This window comes from Pseudalkalibacillus sp. SCS-8 (assembly GCF_040126055.1).
Lineage (GTDB): Bacteria > Bacillota > Bacilli > Bacillales > Fictibacillaceae > Pseudalkalibacillus > Pseudalkalibacillus nanhaiensis.
Genome location: NZ_CP143541.1, coordinates 2,672,470 through 2,686,463, shown reverse-complemented (window position 1 = coordinate 2,686,463; position 13,994 = coordinate 2,672,470). Strand labels below are relative to the sequence as shown.

15 protein-coding genes are annotated in these 13,994 nt (G+C 43.1%); 9 read left to right on the top strand and 6 right to left on the bottom strand.

From position 1 onward, the window contains the following. Positions 1–5 precede the first annotated feature (5 nt). Positions 6–515 (top strand): molybdenum cofactor biosynthesis protein B, encoded by a 510-nt coding sequence (locus V1497_RS13965; protein ID WP_349408141.1) that lies wholly within the window; start codon positions 6–8, stop codon positions 513–515. A 31-nt stretch (positions 516–546) separates the two neighbouring features. Here V1497_RS13965 and V1497_RS13960 read toward each other — a convergent pair whose 3' ends face one another. Together V1497_RS13960 and V1497_RS13955 are read right to left on the bottom strand one after the other, a co-directional pair. Next, complete coding sequence (locus V1497_RS13960; RefSeq protein WP_349408140.1) at positions 547–1,872, bottom strand: Na+/H+ antiporter NhaC family protein; 1,326 nt, start codon at positions 1,870–1,872, stop codon at positions 547–549. Positions 1,873–1,911: 39 nt separating this feature from the next. After that, on the bottom strand, positions 1,912–2,226 hold the full coding sequence (locus V1497_RS13955; protein WP_349408139.1) for a hypothetical protein: 315 nt from the start codon (positions 2,224–2,226) through the stop codon (positions 1,912–1,914). A gap of 177 nt (positions 2,227–2,403) precedes the next feature. On the opposite strand from V1497_RS13955, the gene V1497_RS13950 reads away from it, so the two are divergent. The 5 genes from V1497_RS13950 (at position 2,404) to V1497_RS13930 (ending at position 6,454) form a co-directional block, all read left to right on the top strand. After that, complete coding sequence (locus V1497_RS13950; RefSeq protein WP_349408138.1) at positions 2,404–2,565, top strand: hypothetical protein; 162 nt, start codon at positions 2,404–2,406, stop codon at positions 2,563–2,565. 181 nt (positions 2,566–2,746) lie between these two features. Next, positions 2,747–3,862 (top strand): alanine dehydrogenase, encoded by a 1,116-nt coding sequence (ald, locus tag V1497_RS13945; protein ID WP_349408137.1) that lies wholly within the window; start codon positions 2,747–2,749, stop codon positions 3,860–3,862. A 209-nt stretch (positions 3,863–4,071) separates the two neighbouring features. Beyond that, complete coding sequence (locus tag V1497_RS13940; RefSeq protein ID WP_349408136.1) at positions 4,072–4,752, top strand: metal-dependent hydrolase; 681 nt, start codon at positions 4,072–4,074, stop codon at positions 4,750–4,752. A 78-nt stretch (positions 4,753–4,830) separates the two neighbouring features. Further along, positions 4,831–5,076 carry a hypothetical protein gene (locus V1497_RS13935; protein WP_349408135.1) on the top strand — a complete coding sequence of 82 codons (246 nt, stop codon included), beginning with the start codon at positions 4,831–4,833 and terminating at the stop codon, positions 5,074–5,076. Between the two features lie 61 nt (positions 5,077–5,137). Continuing rightward, positions 5,138–6,454, top strand: a complete 1,317-nt coding sequence (locus V1497_RS13930; protein ID WP_349410828.1) for a CBS domain-containing protein — start codon at positions 5,138–5,140, stop codon at positions 6,452–6,454. A 60-nt stretch (positions 6,455–6,514) separates the two neighbouring features. Here the strand turns inward: V1497_RS13930 and V1497_RS13925 are convergent, their stop codons facing one another. Further along, positions 6,515–6,817, bottom strand: coding sequence for a YtpI family protein (locus V1497_RS13925; RefSeq protein WP_349408134.1), 303 nt, complete (start codon positions 6,815–6,817; stop codon positions 6,515–6,517). 106 nt (positions 6,818–6,923) lie between these two features. On the opposite strand from V1497_RS13925, the gene V1497_RS13920 reads away from it, so the two are divergent. Continuing rightward, positions 6,924–7,880: a bifunctional oligoribonuclease/PAP phosphatase NrnA gene (locus tag V1497_RS13920; RefSeq protein WP_349408133.1), complete on the top strand. Its 957-nt coding sequence runs from the start codon at positions 6,924–6,926 to the stop codon at positions 7,878–7,880. A gap of 82 nt (positions 7,881–7,962) precedes the next feature. Here V1497_RS13920 and V1497_RS13915 read toward each other — a convergent pair whose 3' ends face one another. From V1497_RS13915 to V1497_RS13905, 3 genes are all read right to left on the bottom strand, one after another. Further along, entirely contained in the window at positions 7,963–8,151 is a 189-nt protein-coding gene (locus tag V1497_RS13915; protein ID WP_349408132.1) for a hypothetical protein, read from the bottom strand. A gap of 103 nt (positions 8,152–8,254) precedes the next feature. After that, positions 8,255–8,758 (bottom strand): sporulation membrane protein YtrI, encoded by a 504-nt coding sequence (ytrI, locus tag V1497_RS13910; RefSeq protein ID WP_349408131.1) that lies wholly within the window; start codon positions 8,756–8,758, stop codon positions 8,255–8,257. 3 nt (positions 8,759–8,761) lie between these two features. Beyond that, the gene (locus V1497_RS13905; protein ID WP_349408130.1) at positions 8,762–9,121 is read right to left on the bottom strand and encodes a YtrH family sporulation protein; all 360 of its coding nucleotides are present in this window, start codon (positions 9,119–9,121) and stop codon (positions 8,762–8,764) included. A gap of 114 nt (positions 9,122–9,235) precedes the next feature. Between V1497_RS13905 and V1497_RS13900 the strand changes: the two genes are divergently transcribed. Then, the gene (locus V1497_RS13900; protein ID WP_349408129.1) at positions 9,236–12,613 is read left to right on the top strand and encodes a DNA polymerase III subunit alpha; all 3,378 of its coding nucleotides are present in this window, start codon (positions 9,236–9,238) and stop codon (positions 12,611–12,613) included. 140 nt (positions 12,614–12,753) lie between these two features. After that, positions 12,754–13,989, top strand: a complete 1,236-nt coding sequence (locus tag V1497_RS13895; RefSeq protein WP_349410827.1) for an NADP-dependent malic enzyme — start codon at positions 12,754–12,756, stop codon at positions 13,987–13,989. Positions 13,990–13,994 lie beyond the last annotated feature (5 nt).

Here is a 13,994-nt window from a genome sequence, read left to right as displayed (position 1 = left end):
AGAACGTGAGTGTAGCTGAACATAAACGAGAAGCGCCCGAACAAGTGAATGTTAGAGTCGTAACGGTCAGTGATACCCGGACGGAAGAGACGGATAAGAGCGGAAAATTAATTCTTGATGCACTTGAACAAAATGGCCATCGAATCATTTCCTATACCATTGTAAAGGATGAAATTGAATTCATATTCGATGCAATCAATGATGGAGCGGTTGATTCATCAACGGATGCAATCATCCTGAATGGCGGGACTGGAATTGCGAAACGAGATGTCACGGTTGAGGCTGTATCCGGCATGTTACATAAAGAGATACCTGGATTCGGCGAATTGTTCCGGATGCTAAGTTACACAGAAGACATCGGATCTGCGGCAATAATGAGCCGGGCAGTCGCCGGAGTTTATGAAGATACCGCCGTCTTTTCAATTCCAGGCTCAAGCGGAGCAGTCAAGCTCGCAATGTCGAAGCTGATCATACCTGAATTGAACCATATTGTACGCGAAATACGAAAGGATTGACCATTCAGAATGGTCAATCCTTTTTTTAGGTTTAAATGTTATGGGCGAGATGTGCTTTCTTTTCACGAAAGAAGGAATAGCCGATTGTAATCAGAGGTGATAGCCATAAAAAGAAAGCAAACATCATGTATTGAAGGACCGGGACTCCTAAGATCGTACTGCATAAAACAGCAAGCAGGCTCCAGGGCACAAGTCCAGCGTAAACCATCGTTGAATCACTGACGACCCTGGCGAGCTGTTGTGGATTGAAATACTTCTTCCAATGAGGCAGCAGCATTCTTCCGTTCAAGATGATCGGGAAAGATTGATTCGGTGAAATGAGTGAGATCGCAAATGCCAAAGACACACCTTGAACAGAATTTACAGTCAATGATTGGCCGTTGTTCAGCAATTTGTTGATATAAGGTTGGACGATTTGGTACCTCTCTAAAATTTCACTATAGATCCCTACTACACTGATGAAGATGATGAATGGAACCATTCCTAAAAATCCACCAATTCCATCGATGCCGAATACAATGGCATGTACCCATTCAACGACTGGGAGGCCCTTTACAAGAAGCGTTATAAAAGAAGCCGCTATACTCAACATGAAGGAATAGCGAATTCTAATACCTATCAAGACTGCAATGATTAAAATCACCAGTGGAATGTACACGATCCACTCTGTCATCATCCATGTGAACGAAGCGCCATTTTGATCACGATTGTCCAATGCTAGAGACTGATCCAGCCATGCAAACAGCCCACTGCTTACGATAATGGTTAGGAATGCAGTCGGGATAATGGCCATGAATTGCTTTTTGGTCTCGATTTCAAGTGAAGAGGCGAGCAATTGAAAGGCACTCGATAATGGGGAAGATCGATCACCGACGAATGCACCTGAAATGAGTGCTCCTGCTGTCCAATCCAATGGTACGCCGAGGGCTTGAGCGGTCCCAATCAAGGGTAGTCCGATCACACTCAAGCTCCCTACCGAAGTGCCAAGAATCATCGAAATGACCATCGTCATCAAAAATGCTAAAAGCAGAAAGTGCTCCGGCTGAATGATGGATAAGATAAAGGCAACCATATTCGGTACAGTTCCGATGATCGCCCAAGAAGGCAGAAGAATGCCAATCAATGAAAGCAGCCATATGATTTCCCGATTACGATGTATACCCTTTATTGCGGTATGCCGAATACTCTCAAAAGAAATACCCTTTTGGATAATTTTGTGGATCAAAAAGCCGAACCCTGGAAAGAAACCGATCAGCAGTTGAAATCCGAAGGAGACGGCTGTTAATAATCCGGAAACCGTAATGACCACAAGTAAGATGAGTTCTTTCGTTGTAAATGTGACTTTTTCAGGCTGCATGGATTAAGGATCCTCCGATAAAAGGACAGATATTTTCACTTACTGGTGTCCTTTAGTAGAAATGTGATTGTTCATTCTATACCAAATCCAAAGGTCATTGATGATGGATGCCAACTCTGCAATTTCGGAATTCAATTGACAGGAACGTTCAAAATTCTCTTCTATGTTCAACTGACTTTGTTTTCGATTGATTTCACATTCCAGCTCTTTGATCCGGTCAGGAATTTTTCCTCTGATCGTCTCCCATTCGGATAGGATCGTTTCTTGTGATTGGATCGTATATTGATTCCATGACTGCTCAAGAACAGGCAATTTAATGCCTAACCTTTCATCAATTTGGAACGAATACGTCATCTTCATCCCCCCTACTAAACCACATTGTACAGAAAATGGATGTGTAAGGCTACGATTACTCCTTAGAATTCCGGCATCATGAGTTGTGCTGCACCCAACAAATTTTATCTTTTCGCAATATCCGCTGAGCTGAGGTACATACTAAGGGTGAGGTCGTTCGAAAAGGAGGCAGTCATCATGCAAAAACAACCGAAAAAGCCTGAAGCATTCCAATACGATGCGAATGGTGAGTTTGAGGTTCAACAACAGATCATGCAGTCCTATGAAAGCGGGGTTGTTGATCAGTCTGTTGAGCATCAATCGCCGAATCAGCTGGCTGAAGAAAATCGACTTAAATAAATCAAATCAGATGTACCAAAGGGTGACCTTATTGGTCATCCCCTTTATGATTTTTAGATATGTTAAAATGGAAACGATATCTTACGAATTTTCTCTTTTTCTTTTTTATATTTGGTGTTATCTTTAAATGGGCAGTCTTACGGACTGGATGAAGATTTGTTGATTTAGGAGGTCGCAAACTATGCGAATTGGTGTACCAAGAGAAATTAAGAACAATGAAAATCGTGTTGCAATGACTCCAGCCGGGGTTGTGAACTTATTGACTTCCGGTCATGAAGTTTACATTGAAAAAGATGCTGGTGTAGGCTCAGGATTTACAGATGAACAATACGTTGAAGCGGGTGCTCACATCGTTGATACGGCTGAAGAAGCGTGGAGTATGGAAATGGTCATGAAGGTCAAAGAACCTTTGAAAGAGGAATATCAATATTTCCGAGAAGGGTTGATCTTATTTACATACCTTCACTTAGCAGCTGAACCGGAATTGACGAAAGCACTTATTGATAATAAGGTTGTCGGAATTGCCTATGAAACCGTTCAACTTCCGAACCGCAGCCTTCCATTACTCACACCAATGAGTGAAGTTGCAGGACGCATGGCGACTCAAATCGGTGCTTCATTCCTTGAAAAGCCACATGGTGGCATGGGGATCCTACTTGGAGGAGTACCTGGTGTCAAACGCGGAAAGGTTACGGTTATCGGTGGCGGTGTAGCTGGAACGAATGCAGCCAAGATTGCTGTCGGACTTGGAGCAAGCGTAACCGTAATCGACTTGAACCCTGAACGTTTACGTCAGTTAGATGATATTTTCGGTTCAGATATCAATACGTTGATGTCTAATCCGTTGAATATTGCAGAGTCAGTCGTGGATTCTGATCTTGTCATCGGTGCCGTCCTCATCCCTGGCGCAAAAGCACCGAAACTTGTTACAGAAGAAATGATTAAAGAGATGCGTAAGGGATCTGTCCTTGTGGATGTGGCCATTGACCAAGGCGGTATTTTTGAAACGACTGATCGCATTACGACTCACGATAACCCGACTTACGATAAGCATGGGGTTGTCCACTATGCAGTGGCGAACATGCCAGGTGCTGTTCCACGTACGTCAACGATTGCTTTGACAAATGTGACAGTACCATATGCGCTGCAAATCGCAAACAAAGGCTATGAAAAAGCATGCCAGGAAAACGAAGCTTTATTGAAAGGCATCAACACGCTTGATGGTTATGTGACATACGAAGCTGTTTCCCAGGCGCATCAATTAGAATATAAAGATGTCCGAAAAATGCTTTCGTAATCGAAGGTAAGAAAAAATGAAAAGGGCTGATCCGATACATCGTTTCATGATGCAGGGTCAGCCCTTTACTAATCCACTTTTTAAAATCAGATTGAAACGGGTACAAGAAATATGTGTTCATCTTTTTACTTGAAGGAAGGAATGGGAATCATTTAGGTAGAAGGATTAGAACAGATCTAACAACAAATTTGGAAAGAGGAGAGATCATAATGAAAGTAACGTATTATGGACATTCTGTAGTCGCAATTGAAACAAACGGCAAGTCGATTTGGATTGATCCGTTCATAACGGGTAATGAACAATGCCATATTGAAGCAGATGATGTGAAAGCAGACGTCATCCTCCTTACGCATGGTCATAACGATCATGTCGGTGATACTGTTGATATTGCGAAAAGGAATGACTCTCTTGTTGTAGCACCATTTGAACTAGCGAACTATCTGGCTACAAAAGGTGTGGAAACACATCCGATGCATATCGGAGGTGCATACCAATTCGAATTTGGAAAAGTGAAGCTGACACAAGCATTCCACGGTTCAAGTTATGCAGAGGAAGACGGCACAGTGGTATATACAGGAATGCCAGCAGGTCTTCTATTTACAGCAGAGGATAAAACCGTTTACCATGCTGGAGATACAGCATTGTTCTCAGATATGAAGTTGATTGGTGAACAGAATTATATCGATATTGCCTTCTTGCCGATTGGGGATAACTTTACAATGGGACCAGAGGATGCCTCGATTGCTGCGAGCTGGTTGAAAGCAAATACAGTCGTTCCAGTTCATTACAATACGTTCCCTGTCATTGAACAGGATCCTGAAGCCTTCGTCAACGATCTTGAAGGGAAGAAGGGGCGTGTCCTCAAGTCAGGAGAATCAATCGAACTTTAAAGCTGAATCCTTCTTTCTTAAGAGGTGTCTGCATAGAGTAGGAACAAGGACTACCTCTTTTGAAGGGAGAAGATGACGATGAAGAACAGGTTGATTTTATCCTTACTCGCTGCTCTTGCACTTGTGTATTTTGCCATCCCATACTTACCCGAGATGGAACCGGGGCTGAGTGGATGGTTTTCAGCAATATGGCTGATTTTCGCAGTAGTAGTGATCGGTGGGAATCTTTCCGCACTAATGTTCCGGAAATATCCTCAAGCAGGATCAGAAGCTGCTGGATCAAAACGCATCCAAAAAGAGCGGAGGAAGGTAAGACAACATTGAAGTAGAGGTGTACCCTTAGTATAATAGGAAAGACTTAGCCATGAGAAAGCTTGGTGAGATGATGGCAACGAAACATGAACAAATTCTAGAATATATCGAATCATTGGAAATCGGAAGCAAAATATCCGTCAGGCAAATCGCTAAAGCTCTTTCCGTAAGTGAGGGTACTGCTTACCGTGCAATAAAAGATGCAGAGAATCAAGGGACAGTCAGCACGATTGAACGGGTAGGAACAATCCGTATTGAGAAGAAAAGAAAAGAAAACATTGAAAAGCTGACTTTTGCAGAGGTCGTCAATGTCGTTGATGGACAAGTTTTGGGTGGCAAGCAAGGCTTGCACAAAACGTTGAATAAATTCGTCATCGGTGCCATGAAGCTGGAAGCGATGATGCGTTACGTCGATCCGGATAGCCTCTTAATCGTAGGGAACCGGACAAAAGCGCATGCCCTCGGTTTGAAAGCGGGAGCAGCTGTTTTGATTACTGGTGGGTTTGATACAGATGAATCCGTAAAAAAGCTCGCTGATGAATTGGAGCTTCCTGTCATTTCTACGAGTTACGATACGTTTACTGTAGCAGCCATGATCAACCGAGCCATTTATGATCAACTCATCAAAAAGGAAATCGTGCTTGTGAGTGATATTACGACACCGATCGAGAATACGGATTATTTATTAAAAGATGACAAAGTTAAAAAGTGGTATCAACTGAATGAAAAAACAGGACATAGCCGCTATCCTGTCGTCGACCGGATGATGCGTGTGGTCGGAGTCGTGACTTCCAAGGATATTATCGGGAATAATCAAGATTTGACGATTGAGAAGGTCATGACGAAAAACCCGATAACGGTAAAAGGAGCCACTTCAGTTGCGAATGCTGCCCATATGATGATTTGGGAAGGCATCGAACTTTTGCCGGTCATCGGGCCGCAGCACACTTTGCAAGGAATTATCAGCAGACAGGATGTGCTGAAGGCCTTGCAGATGATCCAGAAGCAACCTCAAGTCGGCGAAACATTTGATGATCTGATCACGAGCCATGTGCATGACATCGAAGAAGAGCATGAAGAAACGTATACGTGCGAAATCACGCCTCAGATGACCAGTTACCTTGGAACGTTGTCCTATGGGGTCATGACAACCCTCGTGTCTGAAGCAGGAAGCCGAGCACTTCGAAAACAGAAGAAGGGTGACCTCGTCGTTGAGAACATCACCCTCTACTTTTTGAAACCTGTCCAGATCGATAGCAAAATCACAATCCGTCCGAAAATATTGGAGCTTAGCCGCCGATATGGAAAAGTGGATGTTGAGATCTATCATGAAGGGGATGTTGTAGGAAAAGCCCTTATGATGGCTCAGCTTATCGACAGACATCTTTAAATTAGGCTTTGAATTAGAAAAAGGGGGCTGACACAATTGTGTCGGCCCCCAACATACGCTTTATGATTTTGTTTGCTTGCTCTCTTCGATCGCAAGCGGCAAGAAATACTTATATGCTTTATATCCCATAACAATATTCAAAATTCCAAGGACGAGGAAAATACCACCGATGATCAAATCATACTTTGACTCGTTGATGAACAAGCGGTTCAGGCCATATGTACCGATAAATGCGCCCAAAGCGATATTCGCTTTTGCTTTCGTCCAGCGTTTTTCATTAGGAGCTTTCACTCGAAACTCTTTGATTTTATAGAATATATAAAGACTTAGAGCAATTACAATGATGATAATGAATGCAGGCATGATAATCCTCCAATGCGATATGATGTCGACTACCATTGTATAGAAGTTCACACGAAAAATCCATACGTAAGAAATGAACATTAGGTTACAGATAAAGGAGAGCCAGATGAAAGAACAGATTATCAAGAAAATCAATGAATACGAAAAGATCATCATCCATCGCCATGTTCGTCCCGATCCTGACGCACTCGGATCACAAGGGGGCTTAGCAGAAATTCTGAAAGCGAATTATCCAGATAAGTCTGTTTATGTTGTCGGTGAAGAAGAGCCTTCACTCATGTTCATGAACCGGATGGATACGATATCGGATGATGTTTATAAAGGTGCGCTTGTCATCGTCTGTGATACGGCTAATGAAGCAAGAATCAGTGATACCCGTTATTCCTTGGGAGAGTTTATGATCAAAATCGATCATCACCCGAATGAAGACAAATATGGGAATCTTATTTGGGTTGATACGGATGCAAGCAGTGTTAGTGAGATGATTTACGAATTTTACCTTTATGGCAGGGAACACCACCAATTTAAGCTCACTGATAAAGGAGCCGAGTTATTATACACTGGGATCGTCGGAGATACAGGCAGATTCCTGTTTCCGAACGCAACCGAGAAAACCATGAAGTTTGCCGGAGAACTGCGGAACTATGATTTCGACCTTTCTGCAGTTTACGAGGAAATGTATAAGGTTTCATTAAACTTAGCTCGATTGAACGGCTATGTTTTATCTCACTTCCAGTACATTGATCCTGGGGTCGGTTACATTTACTTGACGAAGGATGTAATGGAGGAATATAACACGACAGCGAGTGAATCTTCATTGCTCGTCAATACCTTCTCAAATGTAGAAGGCTTGAAAGCGTGGGTCTTTTTCGTGGAAGAACCAGACCAAATCCGGGTTCGCTTACGTTCGAAGGGACCAATTGTCAATACAATTGCAGCGAAATATAACGGTGGAGGGCATCCAATGGCATCAGGTGCCACAGTCTACACGATTGAAGAAACAGAACAAATCATCCAAGATTTAATCGCAGCCTGCAAAACCCACGGTGGTCAAGACACGTAAGTGAAGCTTAACCATCTAAAAGAAGACATAATAATAGCCCTGCTCCTTTTTTATGAAAGGGCGGGGCTAACTCATTTCCTTATTACTGTTGTGGTTTGGCTGGAATAAACCAAGATCCAATTTCTGTCACGTCCTCTGTGAAATCAATGTTCAACTCTTTTGCTTGTTTCTTAATCAGTTCTGCAACTTCTTTCGTTTCAGCAAAAGCAGAATATCCGCTCATCAACTTTTCAACTTTTGCTTTGGCCATTTCTTTTCGATTGATAATCATACACATTTCCCCTTTACATGTTTCTTCTACTTCTATTGTATACGATGAACCTGTACTTTGCGACACTTACGCTTATTTGTCTAAGAATTGTCAAATTAACCTATTAGTTTTTTCGTTCAACGTTCAAATATAAACGTAAGGTTGTATAAAGATGCATTTGATAGACCTTTACTTTAAAGGTTTGATCACCAATCAAAAAATCCTTATTCTCGAGTGTTTTGATCAGCAGAGAAGAATGTTTGGATACGGATTCAATATCTTTCGTCAAAACGTCATGGAGTTCAAACTTGACCGATTTTTCCAACTCGTGGAAAGTGAGTCCGGTAAGCTTCGCCTTTTCACGGTTCAAAATCGTCACTTCAATTTCCTGAACACGTAAGTTTTTTTCGATTTCTTTATTTTTTTCTTCATATTCACTCATATAATGATGGAGGTTTTTCTTAAGCTCTCCGATCTGTTCATCTCTTCTTAAAATTTCGGTCATGTAGAAGTCTTGCAATGATCCATAACTTAATAAAAAAAAGAACCAGCCAATGATAAAGCCTAGGATGATTCCAGCAAAGAAACGCTGATAACCTTTCCTTCGATGTAAAGGAGGGATTCGCATCTCTTAATCCTCCTGGGTGATCCAATGGATGACGGCTTGCCCTGAGTTAGCTCCCACCAATGCTGCAATAATATAGATACATTGTTTAAGGACTTCGAATAAGGATCCATTCACAAGTAAACTGTCTCCGAACTTATTGATGGTTTCAAAGGTTCCACCTATTGCAGCTACAATTGCCCAGATTTTAAGCGTTCGTGATAAATCACTCATCGATTGGAAGGGAGGACGCCCGATCAGCATCATGCCCATTGCTCCAATCAAAGAACCACCGATGATGATGCCGAATGCAACAAAGAAATAGATGAGATTGGTTGAAACGAAGTCGCGGACCACATTACATTCCACCTTTTTATAGGTCATCATTCAGTCTCTCATACTTATAGATATGGACAGCCACCTCCAAGTATGCTTGATTTATTGTTGCCTTCGTGTTGTATATAATGGAGGTAAGGAAGTTAGAAGAAAGGGGTGACACCTATGGGATTCGTCCATTTACATGTACATAGTGAGTATTCACTGCTCGAAAGTGCCTGTCGAATGAATCGACTCACCGACAAAGCTGTTGACCAAGGTATGGAAGCTTTGGCGATTACAGATAAGAATGTGATGTACGGAATCATACCGTTTTATAAGAACTGTGTGGCTAAAGGAATAAAGCCGGTCATTGGTCTTGAAATTGATGTAGCGGTACCATGGCAGGATTCGAATGCACGAACGAATCCAGCTAGGTTACTCTTATATGCAATCAACCAAAAGGGCTATCGAAATCTCATTCAGTTGAGCTCGAAAATCCAGTCACATGATCATAAGCAAAATGGATTGGGACTAACAGATATACATACATGCAATGAAGGGTTGTTGGTGATTTCTACAGGAGTGGACGGAATTGTCCAGCGTGCTGTCCTACAGGGGAGCGGAGAGCACAATCGAATCATTCAACAATTGAAGCATTCTTTCGGTTCGGATTTTTATCTTGGGTTAGAGGATCATGGTGTCGCGAAAGAAAAGGAAATGAACCTCACTTTAGATCAGCTCTCGAAGGAGACCGATGTTCCATTAGTCGTTACGAATAACATCCATTATCTAGATAAAGAGGATGCCCCAGCCTATGAAGCGTTAAGGTCAATTAAACTAGGCAAGAAGCTCAGTGACTCAGATGAAGGACGATACCCAACACAAGAGCATTACTTCAAGTCTCCTGCTGAGATGAGCGATCTATTCCCGCACATGGAAGAGGCACTATCCAATACCGAAAAGATTGCTCGTAAGTGTCAAGTCGAATTGGAATTTGGTACGCCGATTCTACCGGCTTATCCATTACCAGAGGGAGAGACGAGTCAAACCTATTTACGAAAATTATGTATGGAAGGAATTCAGGAGCGATATGGGGCGTCACCTTCCGATACCGTTTTGGACAGGCTTACATATGAATTGGACATCATCGATCGGATGGGATTCAATGATTATTTCCTCATTGTTTGGGATTTCATGAAGTATGCCCAAGAACATGGCATCATGACAGGACCCGGGAGAGGGTCAGCGGCGGGTTCACTCGTTGCCTACACCCTTTCCATCACCCAGGTGGATCCGATTGGACATGACTTGTTGTTCGAACGCTTTTTGAATCCTGAAAGAGTATCAATGCCAGATATCGATATTGATTTCCCTGATACGAAACGTGACCAGGTCATTGGGTATGTTTCACAAAAATATGGCAGGGACCATGTCGCTCAAATCATCACCTTTGGAACGTTGGCTGCACGTGCAGCTATAAGAGATGTAGGCAGGGTTTTGGATATCGATCAAAAACTTGTAGACAAAATTGCGAAGCAGATTCCATCGAGGCCGGGTATTACATTAGAAAACGCATTGGTCGAGTCACCGTTACTGAAAAAGACACTGAGCCAATCGGATCAAGCCCAAGAACTCTGGAGGATTTCCAAGACGATTGAGGGGATTCCACGCCATAGCTCTACTCATGCTGCTGGAATCGTTATCAGTAAGGATCCGCTCACGAACGTGGTGCCGACTCAAGCAGGTGGAGAGTATCTTACTCTTACCCAATATACGATGGAAGGATTAGAAGATATCGGGCTCTTGAAAATGGATTTCCTTGGCTTGAGGAATCTTACACTCCTGGAAAATATCCAACGATCTATTAAAAAGGCGACAGGTGAATGGATCCACCTCCAACACCTCCCCTTCGATGATGAGAACACTTATGATCTGTTAAGTGATGGGGATACGACAGGGATTTTTCAGCTTGAATCAGAGGGGATGCGTAGAGTCCTGAAGAAACTGAAGCCGAGTGAATTCGAAGATATCGTAGCAGTCAATGCGCTTTATCGTCCGGGTCCGATGGAGAACATTCCTGTCTACATTGAAAGAAAGCATAAAAAGAACGTCCCGCAATATCCACATCCTGATCTAGAACCCATTTTGCAGAAAACATATGGGGTCATCGTCTATCAGGAACAGATCATGCAGATTGCATCGCTCATGGCAGGCTTTTCGCTTGGAGAAGCCGATCTTCTGCGAAGGGCCGTGAGTAAGAAGAAAGCAGAAGTCTTACATGAACAGAGGAAGCATTTTATTGAAGGCGCGGTGGAGAAAGGGTACGATGTCCAATCAGCTGAACAGGTCTATGATCTCATCGTCCGTTTCGCCAATTACGGCTTTAACCGATCGCATGCTGTCGCTTATAGTGTGATAGCCTATCAGCTTGCATATTTAAAAGCGAATTACCGATTATTCTTCCTAGCTGAATTACTTAGCAGCATTGTTGGGAATCATGGTAAGACAGCAGCTTATTTAAGTGAAATCCGCCAGCGGGGAATTGACGTCCTCCCGCCGTCAATCAATCGGAGTGACGCAGGCTTTCTCGTCGAAAATGATGGTCTCCGCATCGGCTTGCTTGTCATCAAGAATGTCGGGATCAGAGCCATTGAAGCAATTCTTCAGGAAAGGAAGAAGGGAGTCTTCAAAAGTCTGTTTGACCTGTGCCGGCGAGTTCCGCTTAAAACGATGAACAAAAGGTCACTGGAATCGTTGATTTTAGCTGGATGCCTGGACGAGTTCACCGACAATCGCGCTCGGTTGTTAGCCAATCTTGATGCGGCGATTGAATACGGGATGAAGATTCAAAAAGCTGAGGCAGAAGGACAGATTGATTTGTTTCAGGATGAAAGGGATAATCAAGAGCCGGGTATGGAAGATGTGCCTCCATTCAAAGACGAAGAAAAGCTGCAATTCGAATATGAAGCCTTAGGCTTTTATTTGAGCGGTCATCCGATCGAACAATTCTTCGGTGTGTTGCAATCCTATCGTTCTAGAAAGATCAGCGAACTAGAATCAGATAAGAAACAGGTACGCCTGGGGGCGATGGTGACAAAGGTCAAATTGATCAAAACGAAAAAGGGAGATTGGATGGCCTTTCTACAATTAAGCGATGAAACTGGTGAAATGGAAGGAATCGTGTTTCCAAAAGCTTATCAAAGGAATGCCGAACTTTTTCAGGAGGGACGACTCGTTTTCCTGGAAGGAGATGTCGAGCATTATGAAGATACGAAATTCATCGTAGGGAAAGCAGCTGATCTACAATCTTTGAATGCAGCGACTGATAGGAAGCGCCAGGAACTTTATCTGAAAATCGAGTCTTCCAAGCAAGATCAAGGTGTCCTTCATCAAATCAAGAATATCGTCCTCCAGTACCCTGGGAATACGGACGTCATCCTGTATTATGAGCAGGATAAAAAAATAGTGAGGTTATCAGAGGATTTCTGTATTGACCCCATCAAAGAATGTGTTGTAAAGTTTGAATCGTTGCTTGGCTCGAAAAATGTCGTTTTAAAATAAACCGTTAATTCTTTACAGTTTGGACAGGTTTGTTATAATGAATAAGTCAAAAGGTGGTCAGACCACCTCGTTTGTCCGTTAAGTACAAGCAGCAGACGATTTCATTCATATATATCCAAAAGAATGAGGGAGATGAACTGATGTCTGTTTCTAGAGAAGAAGCACTGCATATGCACAGAATCAATCAAGGAAAACTGGAATCGAAAGCGAAGGTTCCTGTAAGGAACGCACAGGATCTCAGCCTGGCTTATTCACCAGGTGTTGCTGAGCCGTGTAAGGAAATTTATGAAGACAAGAACAAAGTTTATGAATATACGATGAAAGGGAACACCGTTGCAGTCGTATCAGATGGGACCGCTGTCCTTGGTCTAGGGAATATCGGGCCTGAAGCGGCATTGCCTGTCATGGAAGGGAAAGCGGTTCTTTTCAAAAGCTTTGCCGGAGTCGATGCCTTCCCAATCTGCCTGAATACCACTGATGTCGATGAAATCGTCCAATCCGTCAAACTGATGGAACCAACATTCGGCGGAGTCAATTTGGAAGATATCGCTGCACCGAACTGCTTCATCATTGAAGAAAGACTGAAGAAGGAAACGAACATTCCGATTTTTCATGATGATCAACACGGTACTGCGATTGTGACATTGGCAGGCCTTGTAAACGCTCTTAAATTAACCGGTAAAACCATGTCATCCATAAAGGTTGTCGTTAATGGAGCCGGGTCTGCCGGTATCGCGATCATCAAATTGTTGAACCGGTTCGGTGTGAAGGACATCATCATGTGTGACTCCAAGGGTGCAATCTACGAAGGGCGTCCATATGGCATGAATCGTGTGAAGACCGAAGTAGCACATTTCACGAACCGTCAACGCGTTGAAGGACAGCTTGAAGAAGCAGTTAAAGGAATGGATGTCTTTATCGGGGTTTCAGTAGAGGGAGCGCTTACGAAAGAGATGGTTGAAAGCATGGATGACGATCCTGTCATCTTTGCAATGGCGAACCCTGTACCTGAAATTATGCCTAGTGAAGCAAAAGAAGCTGGTGCGAAAGTGATCGGGACTGGTCGTTCTGATTTCGCCAACCAAGTTAATAATGTCCTAGCATTCCCTGGTATCTTCCGAGGTGCTTTGGATACACGAGCAACCCATATCAATGAAGAGATGAAAATTGCAGCAGTCTATGCGATCGCGGATTTGATTGACGAAGACGATTTGACAGAGGATTATGTCATTCCAGCTCCATTCGATCCAAGGGTGGCTCCAGCGGTTGCAGCTGCAGTAGCGAAGGCTGCCATGGAAACCGGTGTAGCAAGAATCAATGTAGATCCGGAAGAAATAGCGGAAAAAACGCGTCGTCTAGCCTTAATTGAAGAATAATCAAG

What these genes read in the sequence shown, in the direction of transcription:
- V1497_RS13940 (WP_349408136.1), top strand. Translation starts at nt 4,072, where the DNA reads ATGAAAGTAACGTATTATGGACATTCTGTAGTCGCAATTGAAACAAAC.
- V1497_RS13935 (WP_349408135.1), top strand. Translation starts at nt 4,831, where the DNA reads ATGAAGAACAGGTTGATTTTATCCTTACTCGCTGCTCTTGCACTTGTG.
- V1497_RS13920 (WP_349408133.1), top strand. Translation starts at nt 6,924, where the DNA reads ATGAAAGAACAGATTATCAAGAAAATCAATGAATACGAAAAGATCATC.
- V1497_RS13900 (WP_349408129.1), top strand. Translation starts at nt 9,236, where the DNA reads ATGGGATTCGTCCATTTACATGTACATAGTGAGTATTCACTGCTCGAA.
- V1497_RS13960 (WP_349408140.1), bottom strand. Translation starts at nt 1,872, where the DNA reads ATGCAGCCTGAAAAAGTCACATTTACAACGAAAGAACTCATCTTACTT.
- V1497_RS13930 (WP_349410828.1), top strand. Translation starts at nt 5,138, where the DNA reads ATGGCAACGAAACATGAACAAATTCTAGAATATATCGAATCATTGGAA.
- V1497_RS13955 (WP_349408139.1), bottom strand. Translation starts at nt 2,226, where the DNA reads ATGACGTATTCGTTCCAAATTGATGAAAGGTTAGGCATTAAATTGCCT.
- V1497_RS13915 (WP_349408132.1), bottom strand. Translation starts at nt 8,151, where the DNA reads ATGATTATCAATCGAAAAGAAATGGCCAAAGCAAAAGTTGAAAAGTTG.
- ald (WP_349408137.1), top strand. Translation starts at nt 2,747, where the DNA reads ATGCGAATTGGTGTACCAAGAGAAATTAAGAACAATGAAAATCGTGTT.
- V1497_RS13895 (WP_349410827.1), top strand. Translation starts at nt 12,754, where the DNA reads ATGTCTGTTTCTAGAGAAGAAGCACTGCATATGCACAGAATCAATCAA.
- V1497_RS13950 (WP_349408138.1), top strand. Translation starts at nt 2,404, where the DNA reads ATGCAAAAACAACCGAAAAAGCCTGAAGCATTCCAATACGATGCGAAT.
- V1497_RS13925 (WP_349408134.1), bottom strand. Translation starts at nt 6,817, where the DNA reads ATGCCTGCATTCATTATCATCATTGTAATTGCTCTAAGTCTTTATATA.
- ytrI (WP_349408131.1), bottom strand. Translation starts at nt 8,758, where the DNA reads ATGCGAATCCCTCCTTTACATCGAAGGAAAGGTTATCAGCGTTTCTTT.
- V1497_RS13905 (WP_349408130.1), bottom strand. Translation starts at nt 9,121, where the DNA reads ATGATGACCTATAAAAAGGTGGAATGTAATGTGGTCCGCGACTTCGTT.